Below are 19,192 nucleotides of genomic sequence, written 5' to 3' on the forward strand. Positions count from 1 at the left end.
TCGTCATACATTAACTGCCTAGGCAGTAATAAGGTGGCTTTCGATGAAACACTTCACCCCTGACAACTTCCACAACTGCCACCTCGGCCTGTTGCTGGGTCGTGCCGCCATCCTCAAGGACCGCATCATCGACGCCCACATGGAACCCCACGGCATTACCGCCGCGCAGTTCAAGGTGTTGATCATCATGGCCCAGTTCGGTGTCGACACCCCGGCGGAGCTGTGTCGCAACCTGTCCCTGGACAGCGGTTCGATGACCCGCATGCTTGATCGCCTGGAGCAAAAGGGCCTGCTGGACCGCAAGCGTTCCGAACTGGACCGCCGTCAGGTGCAGTTGGTGCTCACCGCCGACGGTCAGCGCTTGGCGGACATGCTCCCGCACATCGGCGCCGACGCGTTGAACCAGTTGGCTGGCGCCTTGGAGCCCGGCGAGCTGGAAACCCTGGAAAAGATCCTCAAGAAAATTCTGATAGCTGCTGGTGATCCCATCACCCTTCAGCGGGTAGGTAAAGAATGAACACACGTGCCCTTTGCCTGGTGCTGATGGCCATGAGCATGGCCGGTTGCGCCAACTTCAGTGGCCTCGACACCCAGGGTCAACGCCTCGATGCCAACACCCTGCAAACCGGCAAGTCCCTCAGTGGCGTGAGCCTGTCGGCCGCCGCCTGGCCCAGCGCCGACTGGTGGAAAAGCCTCGGTGACCCGCAACTCGACAGCCTGATCCAGGAAGCCCTGCAAAACAGCCCGGATATGCAAGTCGCCAGCGCGCGTGCCCACCAGGCCGAAGCAGCGGCGTATGCGGCCAACGCTGCACGTATGCCGACCCTGGACGCCAGCGCCGGCGTCAGCCGTTCACGCCTGGCCAAGGATCAGGACCCGCTGGGTCAGGGCGATGCCTACGCCACCGTGCGCAACATCGGTGCCAGCTTCAATTACAACTTCGACTTATGGGGTGGCCAACGCGCCGCCTGGGAAGCCGCGTTGGGTGAAGCGCGTGCCGCCCAGGTCGACCAGCAGGCCGCGCGCCTGACCCTGGCGGCCAACGTGGCCAAAGCCTACAGCGACCTGGGCCAGGCCCATATCGTGCGTGACCTGGCCAATGACGACCTCAAGCGCACCCGGCAAATGCTCGACCTGGGCAAGCGCCGGCTGAACTCGGGTATCGACAGCCAGTACCAGTACCAGCAGACCGAAAGCCTGGAAGCCAGCTCCCAATCACAACTGATCGATGCCGAAAAGCAACTGCAGAGCGCCAAGATCGCCCTGGCCGTGTTGCTCGGCAAAGGCCCGGACCGTGGCAACGAACTGGTACGCCCCAACGTGCTGAAACCCAGTGCCGTCGCGGTGCCTTCGGTGCTGCCTGCCGAACTGCTCGGCCGGCGCCCGGACCTGATCGCCGCACGCTGGCGGGTCGAGGCCGCGAGCAAGAACGTCGCCGCCAGCAAGACGCGCTTCTACCCCAACCTCAACCTGAGCGCGAGCGCCGGGGCTGAGTCGTTGCTGGGGGATGCGATGTTTGGTTCGGCCAGCCGTTTCTTCAGCATTGCGCCGACGATTTCGCTGCCGATCTTCGACGGTGGCCGCCTGCGCGCCGACCTCGATGCCCGCGATGCCGACTACGACCTGGCGGTGGCCCAGTACAACAAAACCCTGGTGCAAGCCCTTGGCGATATCGGCAATACCCTTTCACAACTGCGCGACACCGGCCGGCAGATCCAGGCCCAGCAACATGCCGCGGACATTGCCCAGCAGTCCTACGACACCGGGTTGCAACGGTACAGCTCCGGCATCGGCAATTACCTGGATGTACTGAGCATCGAGCAGCAATTGCTGCAGGCCCAGCGTCAGCTGGCGACCTTGAATGCCGCACAAATCGATCTGTCGATTCAACTGATGCAAGCCCTGGGTGGCGGCTACAACGCCGCAAACGTGGCGTCGACCACCCCAGCTACACGCACGGAATAATTTGAGGTATTTGTCATGGCCACTGCCGAAAACAGCAATGCAACGCAACAACCCAAAGACGACAGCAACCCCCGCAAACGCAAAGTGATGCTGATCGGCCTGGCGCTGATCGTGATCCTCGGGAGCGTCGGTGTGTGGGGCTGGTATGAGCTCTACGGTCGCTTCAACGAGAGCACCGACGACGCCTACGTGAATGGCAACGTGGTGGAAATCACCCCGCTGGTCACCGGTACCGTGGTCAGCATCGGTGCCGACGATGGCGACCTGGTCCATGAAGGCCAGGTGCTGGTCAATTTCGACCCGAACGACGCAGCGGTCGGCCTGCAAAGTGCCCAGGCCAACCTGGCGCGCACCGTGCGTCAGGTGCGTGGCTTGTACAGCAATGTCGATGGCATGAAAGCCCAGGTGAACGCCCAGAAAGCCGATGTGCAAACCGCCCAGGACAACTACAACCGACGCAAGACCCTGGCCCAGGGCGGGGCGATCTCCCAGGAGGAGCTGTCCCACGCCCGTGACAGCCTGACCGCGGCCAAGAACGCCCTGACCAACCTTGAGCAACAACTCAAAACCAGCAACGCCCTGGTGGATGACACCGTGATCTCGTCCCACCCGGACGTGCAAGCCGCCGCCGCACAACTGCGCCAAGCCTACCTGGCCAATGCGCGCAGCACCTTGATCGCCCCTGTCACCGGCTACGTGGCCAAGCGCACCGTGCAACTGGGCCAGCGTGTCCAGCCGGGCACGGCGTTGATGGCGGTAATCCCGCTCAACCAGCTGTGGATCGACGCCAACTTCAAGGAAACCCAGTTGCGCAACATGCGTATCGGCCAGCCGGTGGACATCGAGGCGGATATCTACGGCAGCGACGTGAAGTTCAGCGGTACGGTCGACAGCCTCGGCGCGGGCACCGGCAGCGCGTTTGCCCTGCTGCCGGCACAGAACGCCACCGGTAACTGGATCAAGATCGTGCAACGGGTGCCGGTGCGCATCCATGTCAATGCCGACGAACTGGCCAAGCACCCGCTGCGCGTGGGCTTGAGCACCGTGGTCAATGTCGACCTGCATGACCAGAGCGGCCCGGTACTGGCGCAACAGGCCCCGCAAAAGGCCTCGTTCACCACGGATGTGTATGAACGCCAATTGGCCGAGGCCGACGCCATGATCACCCAATTGATCCATGACAACAGCGTCGCTGCTCCCAAGGCTGCGCAACGCTGATGAGCAATAACGCCTCCTTCTCACCGCCGAGCCTGCTGATGGCCACCATTGGCCTGTCGCTGGCGACCTTTATGCAGGTGCTCGACACCACGATCGCCAACGTGGCGTTGCCGACGATTTCCGGCAACCTCGGCGTGAGTTCGGAGCAGGGCACCTGGGTGATCACCTCATTTGCGGTGAGCAATGCCATCGCCTTGCCGCTGACCGGCTGGTTGAGCCGGCGCTTTGGTGAGGTGAAGCTGTTCCTGTGGGCCACCCTCCTGTTCGTGCTGGCCTCGTTTCTGTGCGGTATCTCCACCTCGATGCCCGAGCTGATTGGCTTTCGGGTGCTGCAAGGCCTGGTGGCGGGGCCGTTGTACCCGATGACCCAGACCCTGTTGATCGCCGTCTACCCCCCCGCGAGGCGCGGCATGGCCTTGGCGTTATTGGCGATGGTCACCGTGGTGGCGCCGATTGCCGGCCCCATCCTGGGTGGCTGGATCACCGATAGCTACAGCTGGCCGTGGATCTTCTTTATCAACGTGCCCATCGGCATCTTTGCGGTGATGGTGGTGCGTTCGCAATTGAAGGCACGCCCGGTGGTCACCAGTTACCAGCCGATGGATTACGTCGGATTGCTGAGTTTGATCGTCGGTGTCGGCGCCTTGCAGATCATCCTCGACAAGGGCAACGACCTGGACTGGTTCGAATCCAACTTCATCATCGTCGGCGCGGTGATCTCGGCGATTGCCCTGGCGGTGTTCATCATTTGGGAACTGACTGACCAGCACCCGGTGGTCAACCTGCGGCTGTTTGCCTACCGGAACTTCCGCATCGGTACCATTGTGTTGATCCTGGGCTATGCGGGGTTCTTCGGCATCAACCTGATCCTGCCGCAGTGGTTGCAAACCCAGATGGGCTACACCGCGACGTGGGCGGGCCTGGCGGTGGCGCCGATCGGCATCCTGCCGGTGCTGATGTCGCCGTTTGTCGGCAAGTACGCGCACAAGTTCGACCTGCGCCTGCTGGCCGGCCTGGCGTTCCTGGCGATTGGCTTGAGTTGCTTCATGCGGGCAGGCTTCACCAATGAGGTGGACTTCACCCACATCGCCCTGGTGCAGCTGTTCATGGGCATCGGCGTGGCACTGTTCTTCATGCCGACCTTGAGCATCTTGATGTCCGACCTGCCACCGCAGCAGATTGCCGATGGTGCGGGCCTGGCGACCTTCCTGCGTACCCTGGGGGGGAGCTTCGCGGCGTCGCTGACCACGTGGATCTGGATTCGCCGGGCGGACCAGCACCACGCGTACATGAGCGAAAACATGACGACCTACGACTCGGCGACCCGTGATGCGTTGAACGCACTCGGTGGGGCAGGGCAGAAGGCTTATGCGCAATTGGACCAGATCCTCACCAGCCAGGCATACATGATGTCCACCGTGGATTACTTCACGCTGCTGGGATGGATGTTCATGGGGTTGATGCTGCTGGTGTGGCTGGCCAAGCCGCCGTTTACCGCGAAGGCGGGGCCGGCTGCTTCCGGTCACTGATTCCGAAAACGTACAGGGATCTAAATGTGGGAGGGGGCAAGCCCCCTCCCACATTTGGATCTTTGTTCACATTGGATCAGTGGTGTTTGGGGATCAGGCGCCAGGCAACGCCAGTTGCGGGTTCACAAAATCAAACGCCGCCAACTGAAACCCTTGCTCATCCACCTGCAACGCCCAGCCCTGCTTGTCCCAATCCCCCAGCACAATGCGCTTGGCCGCCTGGTCGCCAATCTGCAACTTGTGGATCGCCGGACGGTGCGTATGGCCGTGGACCAGGGTGCGCACGCCAAATTGCTGCATCACCCGCGGCACTTCTTCCGGGGTGACGTCGACAATATCGTTGGCCTTCATCCGCGTCTGCGCACGGCTTTCGCTGCGCAGCTTGCGCGCCAGCGCGTGGCGGGCGCGCAGTGGCAGGTGACGCAGGATAAACAGCACCAGCGGGTTACGCAGGATGCGCCGCAGCTTCATATAGCCGAGGTCGCGGGTGCAGAGACTGTCGCCGTGCATCAGCAGCACGGGCTCGCCATGGAGTTGCACGACACTCGGGTCCTTGAGCAAGGTAGCGCCTGTGGTTTTGCAGAACGCCTTGCCGATCAGGAAATCGCGGTTGCCATGCATGATAAAAATCGGGGTACCGCTGTCGCTCAGCTCGCGCAGAGCTGCGCAGATCGAACGCTGGAAGGGGGTCATCCCATCGTCGCCAATCCAGGCTTCAAAGAAGTCCCCCAGAATGTACAACGCCTGGGCGCCACGGGCGCGGCCGTGGAGCAGATCCAGAAACGCCCGGGTAATGTCCGGGCGTTCCTCTTCCAGATGCAAATCTGAAATCAGCAATATCACTCAATGATCTCGGCTTTCTCGATGATCACGTCTTCTGCTGGCACGTCCTGGTGGCCGGCCTTGCTGGTGGTGGAAACTGCTTTGATCTTGTCGACAACGTCAGTGCCTTCGGTGACTTTACCGAACACCGCGTAGCCCCAGCCTTGAACGTTCTTGCCGCTGTGGTTCAGGAAGGTGTTGTCGGCCACGTTGATGAAGAACTGCGCGGAGGCCGAATGCGGCTCCATGGTACGGGCCATGGCAACGGTGTACTTGTCGTTGGAAAGGCCGTTGTCCGCTTCGTTCTGGATGCTTGGACGCTTGTCTTTCTTTTCTTTCATGCCTGGCTCGAAACCGCCGCCCTGGACCATGAAGTTGCCGATGACACGGTGGAAAACGGTATTTTCGTAGTGGCCGGCTTTCACGTATTCGATGAAGTTGGCGACGGTGATCGGCGCTTTCTCGGCGTTCAGCTCGATGACGATGTCACCGTGGTTGGTGGTCAGTTTGACTTGAGTCATGTGTACTACTCTTTTCAGGGAATTCGTGGGTTCGGGCGCCTCGGCGCCACGACCGGTTTGGCTAAACGACGGCCAAGACGCGCAGTTTAACGTGCCCTGCAGGAATTTCGAGGTGGTTTTTTACCGCCCGGGCAATTAAACCAGCAGTTTTTGGCCGTGCTCTGTCAGGTGGTTGACAGCATCGGCTATGATATCGCCTTTGTTTTATCTGGCCCCACCCGGCCACGAACCTGTCTGTTCAAGGATCCTATGAGCAAGCCCACTGTCGACCCTACCTCGAATTCCAAGGCCGGACCTGCCGTCCCGGTCAATTTCCTGCGCCCGATCATCCAGGCGGACCTGGATTCGGGCAAGCACACGCAGATCGTCACCCGCTTCCCGCCAGAGCCCAACGGCTACCTGCACATCGGTCACGCCAAGTCGATCTGTGTGAACTTCGGCCTGGCCCAGGAGTTCGGTGGCGTCACGCACCTGCGTTTCGACGACACCAACCCGGCCAAGGAAGACCAGGAATACATCGACGCCATCGAGAGCGACATCAAGTGGCTGGGCTTCGAGTGGTCCGGTGAAGTGCGCTACGCCTCCCAGTACTTCGACCAGTTGTTCGACTGGGCCGTCGAGCTGATCAAGGCCGGCAAGGCCTACGTCGACGACCTGACCCCGGAGCAGGCCAAGGAATACCGTGGCACCCTGACCGAGCCAGGCAGGAACAGCCCGTTCCGCGACCGTTCGGTAGAAGAGAACCTCGACTGGTTCGCCCGCATGCGTGCCGGTGAGTTCGCGGACGGTGCCCGCGTGCTGCGCGCCAAGATCGACATGGCTTCGCCGAACATGAACCTGCGCGACCCGATCATGTACCGCATCCGCCATGCCCACCACCACCAGACCGGTGACAAGTGGTGCATCTACCCCAACTACGATTTCACCCACGGTCAGTCGGACGCCATCGAAGGCATCACCCACTCCATCTGCACCCTGGAGTTCGAGAGCCATCGCCCGCTGTACGAATGGTTCCTGGAGCACCTGCCGGTACCGGCGCACCCGCGCCAGTACGAATTCAGCCGCCTGAACCTGAACTACACCATCACCAGCAAGCGCAAGCTCAAGCAACTGGTAGATGAAAAGCACGTGCATGGCTGGGACGACCCGCGCATGTCGACGCTGTCGGGCTTCCGCCGTCGCGGCTACACCCCGGCGTCGATCCGCAATTTCTGTGAGATGGTCGGCACCAACCGCTCCGACGGCGTGGTCGACTACGGCATGCTCGAGTTCAGCATCCGCCAGGACCTCGACGCGAACGCGCCGCGTGCCATGTGCGTGCTGCGCCCGTTGAAAGTCGTGATCACCAACTACCCGGAAGACAAGGTCGACAACCTCGAGCTGCCGCGTCATCCGCAGAACGAAGCACTGGGCGTGCGCAAGCTGCCGTTCGCGCGTGAAATCTACATCGACCGCGATGACTTCATGGAAGAGCCGCCAAAAGGCTACAAGCGCCTGGAGCCGAACGGCGAAGTGCGCCTGCGCGGCAGCTACGTGATCCGCGCCGACGAAGCCATCAAGGACGCCGATGGCAACATCGTCGAGCTGCGTTGCTCCTACGACCCGGAAACCCTGGGCAAGAACCCTGAAGGCCGCAAGGTCAAGGGCGTGATCCACTGGGTGCCGGCCGCTGCCAGCATCGAGTGTGAAGTGCGTCTGTACGATCGCCTGTTCCGTTCGCCGAATCCTGAAAAGGCCGAAGACAGCGCCAGCTTCCTCGACAACATCAACCCTGACTCCCTGCAAGTGCTCACCGGTTGTCGTGCCGAGCCATCCTTGGGCGACGCACAGCCGGAAGACCGTTTCCAGTTCGAGCGCGAAGGCTACTTCTGCGCGGATATCAAGGACTCGAAACCAGGTCAGCCGGTATTCAACCGTACCGTGACCTTGCGTGATTCGTGGGGCCAGTGATTCTGTTTTAAGGAACTGTCGTGCTAACGATCTACAACACACTCAGCAAGACCAAAGAAGTCTTCAAGCCGCTGGATGGCAACAAGGTGCGCATGTACGTGTGCGGCATGACCGTGTACGACTATTGCCACATCGGCCACGGTCGCAGCATGGTTGCCTTCGACCTGGTGACCCGCTGGTTGCGTTTCAGCGGCTATGACTTGACCTATGTGCGCAACATCACCGACATCGACGACAAGATCATCAACCGCGCCAACGAAAACGGCGAGTCGTTCGACGCGCTGACCGAGCGCATGATCGCCGCCATGCACGAGGATGAGGCGCGCCTCAACATCCTCAAGCCGGACATGGAGCCGCGTGCCACGGACCACATCCCTGGCATGCACGCGATGATCCAGACCCTGATCGACAAGGGCTACGCCTACGCCCCAGGCAATGGCGACGTGTACTACCGCGTCGCCAAGTTCATGGGCTACGGCAAGCTGTCGCGCAAGAAAATCGAAGACCTGCGCATCGGCGCGCGCATCGAAGTCGACGAGGCCAAGCAGGATCCGCTGGACTTCGTGCTGTGGAAAGGCACCAAGCCCGGCGAACCAAGCTGGGAATCGCCATGGGGCGCCGGGCGTCCGGGCTGGCACATCGAATGCTCGGTGATGTCCACCTGCTGCCTGGGCGAGACCTTCGACATCCATGGTGGCGGCAGCGACCTGGAGTTCCCGCACCACGAGAACGAAATCGCCCAAAGCGAAGCCGCCACCGGCAAGACCTACGCCAACGCCTGGATGCACTGCGGCATGATCCGCATCAATGGCGAGAAGATGTCCAAGTCCTTGAACAACTTCTTCACCATCCGCGACGTACTGGAAAAGTACCACCCGGAGGTGGTGCGTTACCTGCTGGTATCCAGCCACTACCGCAGCGCCATCAACTACTCGGAAGACAACCTCAAGGACGCCAAAGGCGCCCTGGAGCGCTTCTACCACGCGTTGAAAGGCTTGCCCGCCGTTGCACCGGCTGGCGGCGAAGCTTTCGTGGCGCGGTTTACCGAAGTGATGAACGACGACTTCGGCACCCCCGAAGCCTGCGCTGTGCTGTTCGAAATGGTGCGCGAGATCAACCGCCTGCGCGAGAGTGATCTCGACGCAGCGGCGGGCCTGGCGGCGCGCTTGAAAGAACTGGCCAGCGTCCTGGGCGTGTTGCAGATGGAAGCCGACGACTTCCTGCAAGCCGGCGCCGAAGGGCGTGTGGATGCGGCTGAGGTCGATGCGCTGATCCAGGCGCGTCTGGCGGCTCGTGCCAACAAGGACTGGGCGGAATCCGACCGTATCCGTGACCAACTGACCGCGATGGGCGTGGTGTTGGAAGACGGCAAAGGCGGGACGACGTGGCGGTTGGCCGACCAGGCTTGATCAGCAAACCCTGAATAAAAAACGCCCCGACTGGTTCGGGGCGTTTTTTTGCGCCCTGTTTTTAGTGAGCGGCTGACCCGATCCAGTGTGGGATCGGCGGTATCCACGAGATCCACAGCCGGGCGGCTCTCCACCTGCCACCCGCGATCAAATGTGGGAGGGGGCTTGCCCCCGATGGCGGTGGGTCAGCCAACACACCTTTCAACCGTGCCACCGCCATCGAAGCCTCGCTAAAGCTCGACATCTCCCACAGGGGATTGGCGGTATCCACGAGATCCACAGCCGGGCTGCTCTCCACCTGCCACCCGCGATCCAGTGTGGGAGGGGGCTTGCCCCCTATTGCGCGGTGCGAGAGCCTGCTGCCACTTGATATCGACTCTGCACAAAACCATTGTCCGACACGTACGTTCCGACGTGGTGGAGCTCATGCTCACTGCCAACCTGACTGAATAGCGGGATCCCTTGCCCGAGTAAAACCGGGATACGGGTAATGATCAGCTCATTGATCAGGCCCGCTTCAAGAAACGCCTGGATCGTTTGGCCACCGTCGATATAGAGATGCTTCATGCCGCGCTCAGCTAACGCCGCCACGAGTGTGGTTGCGTCTCCCGCCATGACCTCGACCTTGCCCTCCAGATGTGCAGGGATTTGCAGCGGCTGGTGAGAGAGCGCAATGACCGGTGTACCCTCATAGAGCCACTTGGGGAAGGACACTACTTTCTCCAGGGTTTTTCGGCCCATCACCAGCGCATCGACCGTGGCGATAAAGCGTTCATAGGTCATGCCTTTCAACTCAGCGGTTTCATATTCCGGCCGGAGCAACCATTCGATATCACCGTCTGGACGGGCAATAAAGCCGTCGATGCTGGCGGCGATAAAGACAGAACATTTGATCTCCATGGTGGACACTCCTCTTTATGCGCTGGACGCAACGACAGTCAACGGGGGCTTTTAGCCTGGCGCTAATGTTAATTTAATCTTTGCGTGTAACAACCGAGCGGCGATAAAGATAGCCCTTACGCCCCCTTTCTGCCGTGCGAGGATGTATGCGAAGTTGGTTGATCCGTTACCGTTACGCAATTATTTTCTGGTTGTGCTTCGGCGTTTTCCGTACATCCCTGGCCGACTGGAATCCCATTCCCTCTGGCTCTATGCGCCCGACATTGCTGGAGGGCGATGTGGTGTTGGTCAATCGCGTGGCCTACGACCTCAAGCTGCCGCTCACGGACATCTCCCTGGCCAAACTCGATAATCCCCAGCGCGGCGATGTGGTGACGTTCTCGTCGCCCAAGGATGGCATGCGCCTGATCAAGCGCATCGTCGGTATTCCCGGCGACACCCTGGAAATGAAAGATGAGGTGTTGTGGGTCAACGGCGTGCCTGCCACCTACAGTGACGCGCAGGACATCAGCGAACCCATCCTGCCCGGCCATACGGTGCCAGGAATCAAGCTGACCGAACGGGCGGCCAACCGTCAGCGCACGGTGCAGTTCATGCCGACGGTGCGGGCACTGCGCAATTTCGGGCCGGTGGTGGTGCCGGCCGACAGCTATTTCATGCTGGGGGACAATCGCGATAACAGCGATGACTCCCGGTACATCGGTTTTGTGCCGCGTCGGCTGTTGATCGGGCGGGCACATCATGTGCTGGCATCGGCGCAGATCCTGGATCACTGGATGCCACGCCTGAACAGATTTGGCGCGCCGATTCTGTAAGGACAAGCCCCCATTACGCTTTTAGGAGCTGGCAAGCCGACTCCTACAGTTGGGTGTGTTACGAGGACCCCTGAATCCAGACACTAACTTTTGGGTTAGCCCATTACCTTTTCGTGCGTTCTTGTGGGCTATCCGCCCGGTTCCTATCCTGCGGTCTTCGTTTATCCAGGAGTAGGTTCCATGAGCTTTGATCTCGGACTAAAAGGCCTTCGTGCGCTGGTCACCGGTGGCACCAAAGGTATCGGCGCCGCCGTGGTGGCGGTGTTGCGTGAACAAGGCGCCCAGGTGATTTCGGTCGCGCGTTCGGCGGCGGATTCGACGCCCGAAGGCGTGCATTTCATCGCTGCCGACCTAGGCACTGCCGCCGGTTGTGCGAGTGCTACTGAGGCGGTGAAGGCTCGGCTTGGCGGCGTCGATATCATCGTCAATGTGCTCGGCGGCTCAAGCGCGCCCGGCGGTGGTTTTGCGGTGCTCGATGATGAGCAGTGGGCGAATGCCCTGGGCCAGAACCTGATGGCGGCAGTGCGGGTGGATCGGGCGCTCCTGCCTGGGATGCTCGCGCGCGGCGCCGGGGTGATTATTCATGTCACGTCGATCCAGCGGGAGTTGCCGTTGCCGGATTCGACCACGGCGTATGCCGCTGCAAAGGCAGCATTGGCGACCTACAGCAAGAGCCTGTCGAAAGAAGTCACGCCCAAGGGTATTCGGGTGGTGCGGGTTTCGCCGGGCTGGGTGGAGACGGACGCGGCGGTAGCACTGGCGGAGCGCCTGGCGGAGCAGGCGGGAACGGATTACGAGGGGGGCAAGCAGATCATCATGCAGGCGCTCGGCGGTATTCCGCTTGGACGGCCGGCCAAGCCTCAGGAGGTGGCTGACTTGATCGCCTTCCTGGTCTCGCCCCGCGCCGCGTCGATCAGCGGCACCGAGTACGTGATCGACGGCGGCACCGTCCCTACTGTCTAATTCGTCGGTTTGGCGGCCTGCCATTTGAGCAGGCCATCCAGTACCGGGCACAGGCTCTGCCCCCACTCGGTCATACGGTATTCCACCTTGGGCGGCACCACTGGGTAGACCGTGCGCTGTACCAGGCCATCGGCTTCGAGCTGGCGCAATTGCTGGGCGAGCATCTTTTGCGAGATATCCGGGATCAGTCGCTCAAGTTCGGAATAACGCTGCACCTGGCCGCCGAACAGGTGGAACAGAATGATCAGCTTCCAGCGCCCGCCAAGCCAGGCGAGCGTGGTTTCGACGTCGGCGGCGGCGGTGGCAGGGGTGTAGGTTTTACTCATCGCATACGTCCTAGGACATTTCGGAAAGTTGCCATTTGTTTTGACGTCCGCCGCAGCCTGGCTTTAGATGGTCGACACGACCAAACCCACGATGAAACCAGCGGTGATTCAAATGGATTGTATCTTCTGCAGCATTGTTCAAAAGACCTCCCCAGCGCACATTCTGTGGGAAGACGACCAGCATATGGCGTTTCTTTCGATCTTTCCCAATACACCGGGTTTCAGCGTGGTAATCCCAAAGCAGCACTACGGCAGCTATGCGTTTGCGCAGTCGGATGAGGTGTTGGCCGGGCTTGCCGTTGCAGCGAAGAAAACCGCGCTTCAGATCGACCGTGCGTTTCCCGATGTGGCCCGTACGGGGATGATGCTGGAAGGGTATGGGGTGGATCATCTGCATGCGAAGCTGTTTCCCATGCATGGGACTGGGCAGGACAGCACGTTCAAGCCGTTGAGCTCTAAGGTGGATAAGTTTTTTGAGGCATATGAGGGCTATATCTCTTCCCACGATCATGTGCGGGCCGATGATAAGGGGTTGGCGGAATTGGCGGCGCACATCAGGTCTTTTGCCTAGCGCCAATCCAAATGTGGGAGGGGGCTTGCCCCCGATAGCAGTGGGTCAGCTACAGGTGAGCTGACTGATCCACCGCCATCGGGGGCAAGCCCCCTCCTACAGTTTTGACCGTGTTTTCTATAGGGATCAACGGCGGCTGCTGACTTCGGCGGGTACATCATCGCCAGCCATGCGCTTGCGAAACAACGCTGTGCGCGCCAGCAGCAGGGTGGTCACCGGCACGGTGATCGACAGCAAAATCGGAATCAACCAGCCGTGCAGCACCGGTCCGGACTTGAGCCCCGAAAAATAGATAATCGATGCCAATGCCACACTCCACGCGCCCAGCGTCGAGGCCAGTGCCGGCGGGTGCATGCGCTGGAAGAAGTCTTTCATGCGCAGCAAGCCAATCGCGCCGATCAGTGCGAACACGCTGCTCAACACCAACAGTACCGCGACGACGATTTCCATCCATAACGGCATCATTCAATCACCTCCCCACGCAGCAGGAATTTCGCCAGGGCAAATGAGCCGACGAAGCCGAACAGCGCGATCAACAGCGCCGCTTCAAAGTAGGTGTCACTGGCATACCGGATACCCAGCACCAGCATCATCAACATCGCCAGGATGTACAGGTAGTCCAGCGCCAGTACCCGGTCCTGGGCCGAGGGGCCTTTGAACAGGCGGATCAACGTCAGCACCATGGCCAGGGAGAACAGGAACAGGCTGAACAGGATCGCATTGGAGAGCAGGGGGCTCATTCGAAGATCTCCATCAGGGGCCGTTCGTAGGCGTGTTTGAAGTGCTGGATAAACTGCGCGTCGTCATCCAGATCGAACACGTGCAACAGCAGGATGCTGCGGTCCAGGGCCAGTTCGGACCAGACGGTACCGGGCGTCACGCTGGTGATCATTGACAGCACAGCCAGCCCATTGGGGTCGCGCAGGTCCAGGGGGATTTTGACGAAGCGCGAACGCGGTGGTCGCGAGCCGCACACCAGCACCCCCCAGGCCACCTGCAGGTTGGAGATGATCACGTCGCGGCCGACCAGAAAGAACAGGCGGATGATCACCCCAGGGCGGCGGATGCGGATCGGCAGCGGACGCAGTGGCGCCATCAGCAGCGGCGCGAGAAAGCCCAGCAGTGCCCCTAGCAGCAGGTTGCCGGGGCTGACGGACAGGTTGAGTACCAGCCACAGCACCCACAACGCCAGCGACAGCCACGGGGCAGGGAACAGGCGCTTCATGGTTGCACCTCCAGCGCGGCGCGGGCTTCGGGGCTGGGTATCGGGCGCTGGGCCATGACGGCCATTACGTAGCGTTCTGGGTTGTTCAGGCTCTTGGCGATGTCCAGGGTGTAGTTCATCAGCGGTTCGGCCTTGAACGTCAGCACGACGCTCAAGCCCAGCAGGAAGAAAATCGGCAGGCATTCGAAGCGGCGCAGCAGCGGCGAAGGGCGCTCTTCCGGGGTCCAGAAGCGCTGGATGCCCAGGCGGGCGAAGGCCATCAGCGATGCGAGGCCCGACAGGATCAACAAGGCGGCCAGGCCCCAGGCAGCCGGGCGAATCGGCTCATCAATGCTGAACCACAGGCCGATCGGATTGAGCAGCGCACTCAGCAGGTTGAGTTTGCCGATAAACCCCGACAACGGGGGCATGCCGATAATCAGCAGGGCGCAGGCAATAAAGCTCAGGCCGAGGAACGCCATGGTCCAGGGAATGACCTGGCCGACCACGGCTTTCTGTTCGTCATCGAGGTTGACGCCTGGCCGTGGATGCAAGGACTCCATGGCTTTGGGCAGCGCATCGATTTCTTCATCCAAAGGCAGGTCGTTGGCCGAGCGCGATCGCTCGATCAGTTCCGCCAGCAGGAACAGGGCACTCAGCGCCAATGTCGAGCTGACCAGATAGAACAATGCGCCTGCCGTCAGGCTTGGCTGGGCGAACCCCACCGCTGACAGCAGGATGCCGGCCGATACCAGAATGCTCAGACTGGCCATGCGCTCCAGGCGCTGCGCCGCCACCATGGCCAGTGAGGCGCAGATGATCGTGGCCATGCCGCCGTACACCAGCCAGTCGCCGCCGAACAGTGCCGACGCGCCGGCCTGGCCAGAGAACAGCAGGGTCCACAAACGTAGCACGGTGTACACGCCGACCTTGGTCATGATCGCGAACATCGCCGCCACCGGCGCGCTGGCCGAGGAGTAGGCGGGTGCCAACCAGAAATTCAGCGGCCACATGCCCGCCTTGGCCAGGAATGCGGTGGCGAGGATCGCCGCGCCGGCATGCAACAGGCCGCGATCGGCTTCCGGCACCAGCGGGATTTTCAACGCTAGGTCGGCGAAGTTCAGCGTGCCGGTGACGCCATAGACCATCGCCGCGCCGATCAGGAACAGCGACGAGGCCAGCAGGTTGATCGCGATGTAATGCAGCCCCGACGACACCCGTGCGCGCCCCGAACCGTGCAGCATCAAGCCATAGGACGCGGCCAGCAGCACTTCGAAGAAGACGAACAGGTTGAACAGGTCGGCGGTCAGGAAGGCACCGTACAAGCCCATCAACTGAATCTGGAACAGCGCATGGAAACTGGTGCCGGCACGGTCCCAGCGGGCCATGGCAAACAACAGCGCGCTGACGCCGACGATGCCGGTCAGCACCAGCATCAGCACCGATAACTTATCCGCCACCAGCACGATGCCGAACGGCGCTTGCCAGTTGCCCAGCAGGTAAACCACCACCGCATCGCTACTGCCGTGCATCCACCCCATCAGGAACACCGAGAGGCCGAGGCCGAGCAGGGTCGAGAACAGGTTGATGCGGGCCTTGAGTGGCCGGCGTTTTTCGCCAAGCATCAGCATCAATGCCGCGGTCAGCAGGGGCAGCAGGATCGGCGCGGCGATCAGGGAGTACGCCAGGTTCATTCCTTGGGCTCCCGGCCGTCCACATGGTCGGTGCCGGTCAGGCCCCGCGATGCCAGCAGCACCACGAGGAACAACGCGGTCATCGCGAAGCTGATCACGATCGCCGTCAGCACCAGTGCCTGGGGCAGGGGGTCGGTGTAATGCAGCAGGTCTTGCGGCACGCCGTCCTTGATGATCGGCTCCTTGCCGATAAACAGGCTGCCCATGCTGAAGATGAACAGGTTGACCCCGTATGACAGCAGGCACAGGCCCATCACCACCTGGAACGTCCGTGGCCGCAGGATCAACCAGACGCCCGAGGCAGCCAGGACCCCAATGGCAATTGCAATGACTTCTTCCATCAGGCGGCTCCTTCCGTTGCGGCAACCACTTTGGCCTGGTTGCTCGGTTTATGGGCCCGTACCGACTGGTGACCGAGGGCGGTGAGCATCAACAGGGTCGAGCCGACGACCATGGCGTACACGCCGACGTCGAAGAACAACGCGCTGGCGATATGAATGTCGCCCAGCACCGGCAAGCTGAAATGCCACGTATGGGTGGTGAGGAATGGGTAGCCGGCAAACAACGCACCCAGCCCGGTGAGGGTCGCCGAGAACAGCCCGAAGCCCATCCAGCGCATCGGCCGCAAACTCATCTGCGCCTCGACCCACTGGGTGCCGGCGACCATGTATTGCAGGATAAACGCCACCGACATCACCAGCCCGGCGACAAACCCGCCGCCCGGTTGATTGTGGCCGCGCATGAACAGGTAGAACGACACCACCAGCGCAATCGGCAGCAGCAGGCGCACCAGCACTGCCGGCACCATCATGAAGCCCAGGGCGGTGTCGCTGGCCTGGCGCGGGTTGACCAGGTCGGTGGCCACGTCCGGCGCCAACTGGCGCTGTTGCGGCGGCAATTCCATGCTCTCTTTTGACGGGCGGAAGCGCCGCAGCAGGGCGTAGACGGTCAGCGCGACGGCGCCGAGCACGGTGATTTCGCCGAGGGTGTCGAAGCCGCGGAAGTCCACCAGCATCACGTTCACCACGTTGCTGCCACCGCCTTCGGGCAGGGCGCGGCTGAGGTAAAACGATGAGATGTCGTTAGGCGTCTGGCGCGTCAACATCGCGTAGGACAGCAGCGCCATGCCGCCGCCGACCACGGTGGACAGCAGGAAGTCGCGCAGGCGCCGAACGCGTGCCTTGCGCAGCGAGCTGGGCAGTGGCGAGACTTCTTCGATCCGCCGTGGCAGCCAGCGCAGGCCCAGCAGGATCAGCACGGTGGTGACCACTTCGACCACCAGTTGCGTCAGCGCCAGGTCCGGCGCCGAGAACCACACGAAGGTGATGCAGGTCATCAGGCCACATACGCTGACCATGGTCAGGGCGGCCAGCCGATGGTACTTGGCTTGCCAGGCAGCGCCCAGGGCGCAGGCAATCGCCAGCAACCACAGGGTCACGAACACGATGGAGCCCGGGATCTTCGGCCGGTCGCCCCAGCTGAGGCCGCTGTTGATCACGGGGATCATGCCGCCGATCACGGCCACCAGCACCAGCAGGAACAATTGGGTCTGCAGGCGCTTGGTGCTGATGCGTTTCTCGATCTTGCGCACGCCGCGCATCATCACCACCAGGCTGCGTTCGAAGCCGCGCTTGCCGTTGAAGTAGCTGATGATTGGCGGGTATTTGAAGCGGCCACGCTTGAGTTGCTTACGCAGCAGCAGGTACAGCACCACACCGCCGGACATGGCCACCAGGCTCATGATCATCGGTGCATTCCAGCCGTGCCAGATCGCCAGGCTGTACTCCGGCAGCACGCCGCCGACCACCGGCAGCGCGGCGGCAGCGAGGATCGAACCGACCACTTGGGCCGGGAAGATGCCCACCAGCAGGCAGGTAAACACCAGCAGCTCAACCGGCGCGCGCATCCAGCGTGGCGGTTCGTGGGGCGTGTGCGGCAGGTCGGTGGCGGCCGGGCCGAAGAACACATCCACGGTAAAGCGCAGGGCGTAGGCCACGCTGAACGTACCGGCGATGGTCGCGATCATCGGCAGGGCGATTTCCACCCAGGCGGTTGCCGAGATAAACACGGTTTCGGCGAAGAACATCTCTTTGGACAGGAAGCCGTTGAGCAGTGGTACGCCGGCCATGGATGCACTGGCCACCATCGCCAACGTCGCGGTAAACGGGATCAAGCGCACCAGGCCACTGAGTTTGCGGATGTCCCGGGTGCCGCTTTCGTGGTCGATGATGCCCGCCGCCATGAACAGCGAGGCCTTGAAGGTGGCGTGATTGAGGATGTGGAACACTGCTGCGACGGCGGCCAGCGGGCTGTTCAGGCCAAGCAATAAGGTGATCAGCCCGAGGTGGCTGATGGTGGAGTAGGCCAGCAGGCCTTTGAGATCATTCTGGAACATGGCGCAGTAAGCGCCGAGAAGCAGGGTAATCGCGCCGGCACCGCCGACGATATAGAACCATTCTTCGCTGCCGGACAGCGACGGCCACAGGCGGGCCAGCAGGAACACGCCGGCCTTCACCATCGTCGCCGAGTGCAGATAGGCTGAAACCGGGGTGGGCGCTGCCATCGCGTGGGGCAGCCAGAAGTGGAACGGGAACTGCGCGCTTTTGCTCAGCGCGCCAATCAGCACCAGGGCCAGCATCACCGGGTACAGGGAATGCGCACGTATCTGATCACCCGCCGCCAGCACCTTGTCCAGGTCATAGCTGCCGACGATATGCCCCAGCAGCATCACGCCCGCCAGCAGGCACAATCCACCGGCGCCCGTCACCATCAACGCCATGTACGCACCGCGCCGTGCATCAGCGCGGTGGTGCCAGTAGCCGATCAACAGGAACGAGAACAGGCTGGTCAGTTCCCAGAAGAACACGATCTGGATCAGGTTGCCGGAAATCACCAGGCCGAGCATGGCGCCCATGAACGCCAGGAAAAACGCGAAGAAGCGCGGCACCGGATCGTCCGGCGACATGTAGTAACGCGCATACAGCGACACCAGCGTGCCGATGCCGAGCACCAGCATCGAGAACAGCCAGGCGAACCCGTCCATACGCAAGACGAAATTCAGGCCGAGGCTGGGCAACCACATGAATTCTTCGCGGATCACGCCACCGTGGGCGATCTGGGGGTAGAGCAGGGCGACTTGAACGGTTCCGACCAGGGCCACAAGGCCAGCCAGCAGGGATTCGGTGTTACGTGCGTTATGCGGCAGCAAGGCCGCCAGACAGCTGCCAATGAAAGGCAGAAGCAGTAGAACTATCAGGGACATAGGCTTCTAATCTGCAGGAGTTTGGGATGCATCATACGTGCCG

The 19,192-nt window shown here is 61.6% G+C and carries 19 protein-coding genes; 9 read left to right on the plus strand and 10 right to left on the minus strand.

What is annotated here, in order from left to right; all coding sequences use genetic code 11:
* Nucleotides 1-43: 43 nt before the first annotated feature.
* Genes AC1Q6I_RS24175 through AC1Q6I_RS24190 form a run of 4 tightly spaced genes read left to right on the plus strand, consistent with a single transcriptional unit; the run spans nucleotide 44 to nucleotide 4,712 of the window.
* Nucleotides 44-517, plus strand: a complete 474-nt coding sequence (locus AC1Q6I_RS24175) for a MarR family winged helix-turn-helix transcriptional regulator (RefSeq protein ID WP_024076231.1) — start codon at nucleotides 44-46, stop codon at nucleotides 515-517.
* The gene (locus AC1Q6I_RS24180; RefSeq protein WP_024076230.1) at nucleotides 514-1,965 is read left to right on the plus strand and encodes an efflux transporter outer membrane subunit; all 1,452 of its coding nucleotides are present in this window, start codon (nucleotides 514-516) and stop codon (nucleotides 1,963-1,965) included. The genes AC1Q6I_RS24175 and AC1Q6I_RS24180 overlap by 4 nt, the downstream gene beginning before the upstream one ends.
* Before the next feature lie 15 nt (nucleotides 1,966-1,980).
* A complete protein-coding gene (locus tag AC1Q6I_RS24185; protein ID WP_024076229.1) occupies nucleotides 1,981-3,183 on the plus strand; it encodes an HlyD family secretion protein in 1,203 nt (400 codons plus the stop codon).
* A complete protein-coding gene (locus tag AC1Q6I_RS24190; RefSeq protein WP_024076228.1) occupies nucleotides 3,183-4,712 on the plus strand; it encodes a DHA2 family efflux MFS transporter permease subunit in 1,530 nt (509 codons plus the stop codon). Before AC1Q6I_RS24185 ends, AC1Q6I_RS24190 begins: the two co-directional genes overlap by 1 nt.
* A gap of 93 nt (nucleotides 4,713-4,805) precedes the next feature.
* On the opposite strand, the gene lpxH is transcribed toward AC1Q6I_RS24190, so the two are convergent.
* Together lpxH and AC1Q6I_RS24200 are read right to left on the minus strand one after the other, a co-directional pair.
* Entirely contained in the window at nucleotides 4,806-5,555 is a 750-nt protein-coding gene (gene lpxH / locus AC1Q6I_RS24195; protein WP_024076227.1) for a UDP-2,3-diacylglucosamine diphosphatase, read from the minus strand.
* Nucleotides 5,552-6,055 (minus strand): peptidylprolyl isomerase, encoded by a 504-nt coding sequence (locus AC1Q6I_RS24200; protein ID WP_024076226.1) that lies wholly within the window; start codon nucleotides 6,053-6,055, stop codon nucleotides 5,552-5,554. Before AC1Q6I_RS24200 ends, lpxH begins: the two co-directional genes overlap by 4 nt.
* A 249-nt stretch (nucleotides 6,056-6,304) precedes the next feature.
* Between AC1Q6I_RS24200 and AC1Q6I_RS24205 the strand changes: the two genes are divergently transcribed.
* Both AC1Q6I_RS24205 and cysS read left to right on the plus strand, forming a co-directional pair.
* Nucleotides 6,305-8,005, plus strand: a complete 1,701-nt coding sequence (locus AC1Q6I_RS24205) for a glutamine--tRNA ligase/YqeY domain fusion protein (protein WP_102625045.1) — start codon at nucleotides 6,305-6,307, stop codon at nucleotides 8,003-8,005.
* Nucleotides 8,006-8,025: 20 nt separating this feature from the next.
* Nucleotides 8,026-9,414, plus strand: a complete 1,389-nt coding sequence (gene cysS / locus AC1Q6I_RS24210; RefSeq protein WP_024076224.1) for a cysteine--tRNA ligase — start codon at nucleotides 8,026-8,028, stop codon at nucleotides 9,412-9,414.
* A 336-nt stretch (nucleotides 9,415-9,750) separates the two neighbouring features.
* Here cysS and AC1Q6I_RS24215 read toward each other — a convergent pair whose 3' ends face one another.
* The gene (locus AC1Q6I_RS24215; protein WP_024076223.1) at nucleotides 9,751-10,314 is read right to left on the minus strand and encodes a dihydrofolate reductase family protein; all 564 of its coding nucleotides are present in this window, start codon (nucleotides 10,312-10,314) and stop codon (nucleotides 9,751-9,753) included.
* 146 nt (nucleotides 10,315-10,460) lie between these two features.
* Between AC1Q6I_RS24215 and lepB the strand changes: the two genes are divergently transcribed.
* Together lepB and AC1Q6I_RS24225 are read left to right on the plus strand one after the other, a co-directional pair.
* Nucleotides 10,461-11,129 (plus strand): signal peptidase I, encoded by a 669-nt coding sequence (lepB, locus tag AC1Q6I_RS24220; RefSeq protein ID WP_024076222.1) that lies wholly within the window; start codon nucleotides 10,461-10,463, stop codon nucleotides 11,127-11,129.
* A 180-nt stretch (nucleotides 11,130-11,309) separates the two neighbouring features.
* Nucleotides 11,310-12,092: an SDR family oxidoreductase gene (locus AC1Q6I_RS24225; protein WP_024076221.1), complete on the plus strand. Its 783-nt coding sequence runs from the start codon at nucleotides 11,310-11,312 to the stop codon at nucleotides 12,090-12,092.
* On the opposite strand, the gene AC1Q6I_RS24230 is transcribed toward AC1Q6I_RS24225, so the two are convergent.
* The gene (locus AC1Q6I_RS24230; RefSeq protein WP_102625046.1) at nucleotides 12,089-12,418 is read right to left on the minus strand and encodes a winged helix-turn-helix transcriptional regulator; all 330 of its coding nucleotides are present in this window, start codon (nucleotides 12,416-12,418) and stop codon (nucleotides 12,089-12,091) included. The two genes, AC1Q6I_RS24225 and AC1Q6I_RS24230, sit on opposite strands and share 4 nt — an antisense overlap.
* Nucleotides 12,419-12,530: 112 nt before the next feature.
* Here AC1Q6I_RS24230 and AC1Q6I_RS24235 point away from each other — a divergent pair, with 112 nt between their 5' ends.
* Entirely contained in the window at nucleotides 12,531-12,989 is a 459-nt protein-coding gene (locus AC1Q6I_RS24235; protein ID WP_024076219.1) for an HIT family protein, read from the plus strand.
* Nucleotides 12,990-13,115: 126 nt separating this feature from the next.
* On the opposite strand, the gene AC1Q6I_RS24240 is transcribed toward AC1Q6I_RS24235, so the two are convergent.
* From AC1Q6I_RS24240 to AC1Q6I_RS24265, 6 genes are read right to left on the minus strand one after another with little or no spacing between them, the layout of a single operon-like run.
* Complete coding sequence (locus AC1Q6I_RS24240; RefSeq protein WP_024076218.1) at nucleotides 13,116-13,454, minus strand: Na+/H+ antiporter subunit G; 339 nt, start codon at nucleotides 13,452-13,454, stop codon at nucleotides 13,116-13,118.
* Complete coding sequence (locus AC1Q6I_RS24245; RefSeq protein ID WP_024076217.1) at nucleotides 13,451-13,729, minus strand: K+/H+ antiporter subunit F; 279 nt, start codon at nucleotides 13,727-13,729, stop codon at nucleotides 13,451-13,453. The genes AC1Q6I_RS24240 and AC1Q6I_RS24245 overlap by 4 nt, the downstream gene beginning before the upstream one ends.
* Nucleotides 13,726-14,214, minus strand: a complete 489-nt coding sequence (locus AC1Q6I_RS24250; protein WP_024076216.1) for a Na+/H+ antiporter subunit E — start codon at nucleotides 14,212-14,214, stop codon at nucleotides 13,726-13,728. The genes AC1Q6I_RS24245 and AC1Q6I_RS24250 overlap by 4 nt, the downstream gene beginning before the upstream one ends.
* Nucleotides 14,211-15,887 (minus strand): monovalent cation/H+ antiporter subunit D, encoded by a 1,677-nt coding sequence (locus AC1Q6I_RS24255; protein ID WP_024076215.1) that lies wholly within the window; start codon nucleotides 15,885-15,887, stop codon nucleotides 14,211-14,213. Before AC1Q6I_RS24255 ends, AC1Q6I_RS24250 begins: the two co-directional genes overlap by 4 nt.
* Nucleotides 15,884-16,228, minus strand: a complete 345-nt coding sequence (locus AC1Q6I_RS24260; protein ID WP_007986256.1) for a Na+/H+ antiporter subunit C — start codon at nucleotides 16,226-16,228, stop codon at nucleotides 15,884-15,886. The genes AC1Q6I_RS24255 and AC1Q6I_RS24260 overlap by 4 nt, the downstream gene beginning before the upstream one ends.
* Nucleotides 16,228-19,149, minus strand: a complete 2,922-nt coding sequence (locus AC1Q6I_RS24265) for a monovalent cation/H+ antiporter subunit A (RefSeq protein WP_024076214.1) — start codon at nucleotides 19,147-19,149, stop codon at nucleotides 16,228-16,230. Before AC1Q6I_RS24265 ends, AC1Q6I_RS24260 begins: the two co-directional genes overlap by 1 nt.
* Nucleotides 19,150-19,192: the final 43 nt, after the last annotated feature.

This window comes from Pseudomonas sp. MPR-R2A5 (assembly GCF_058793055.1).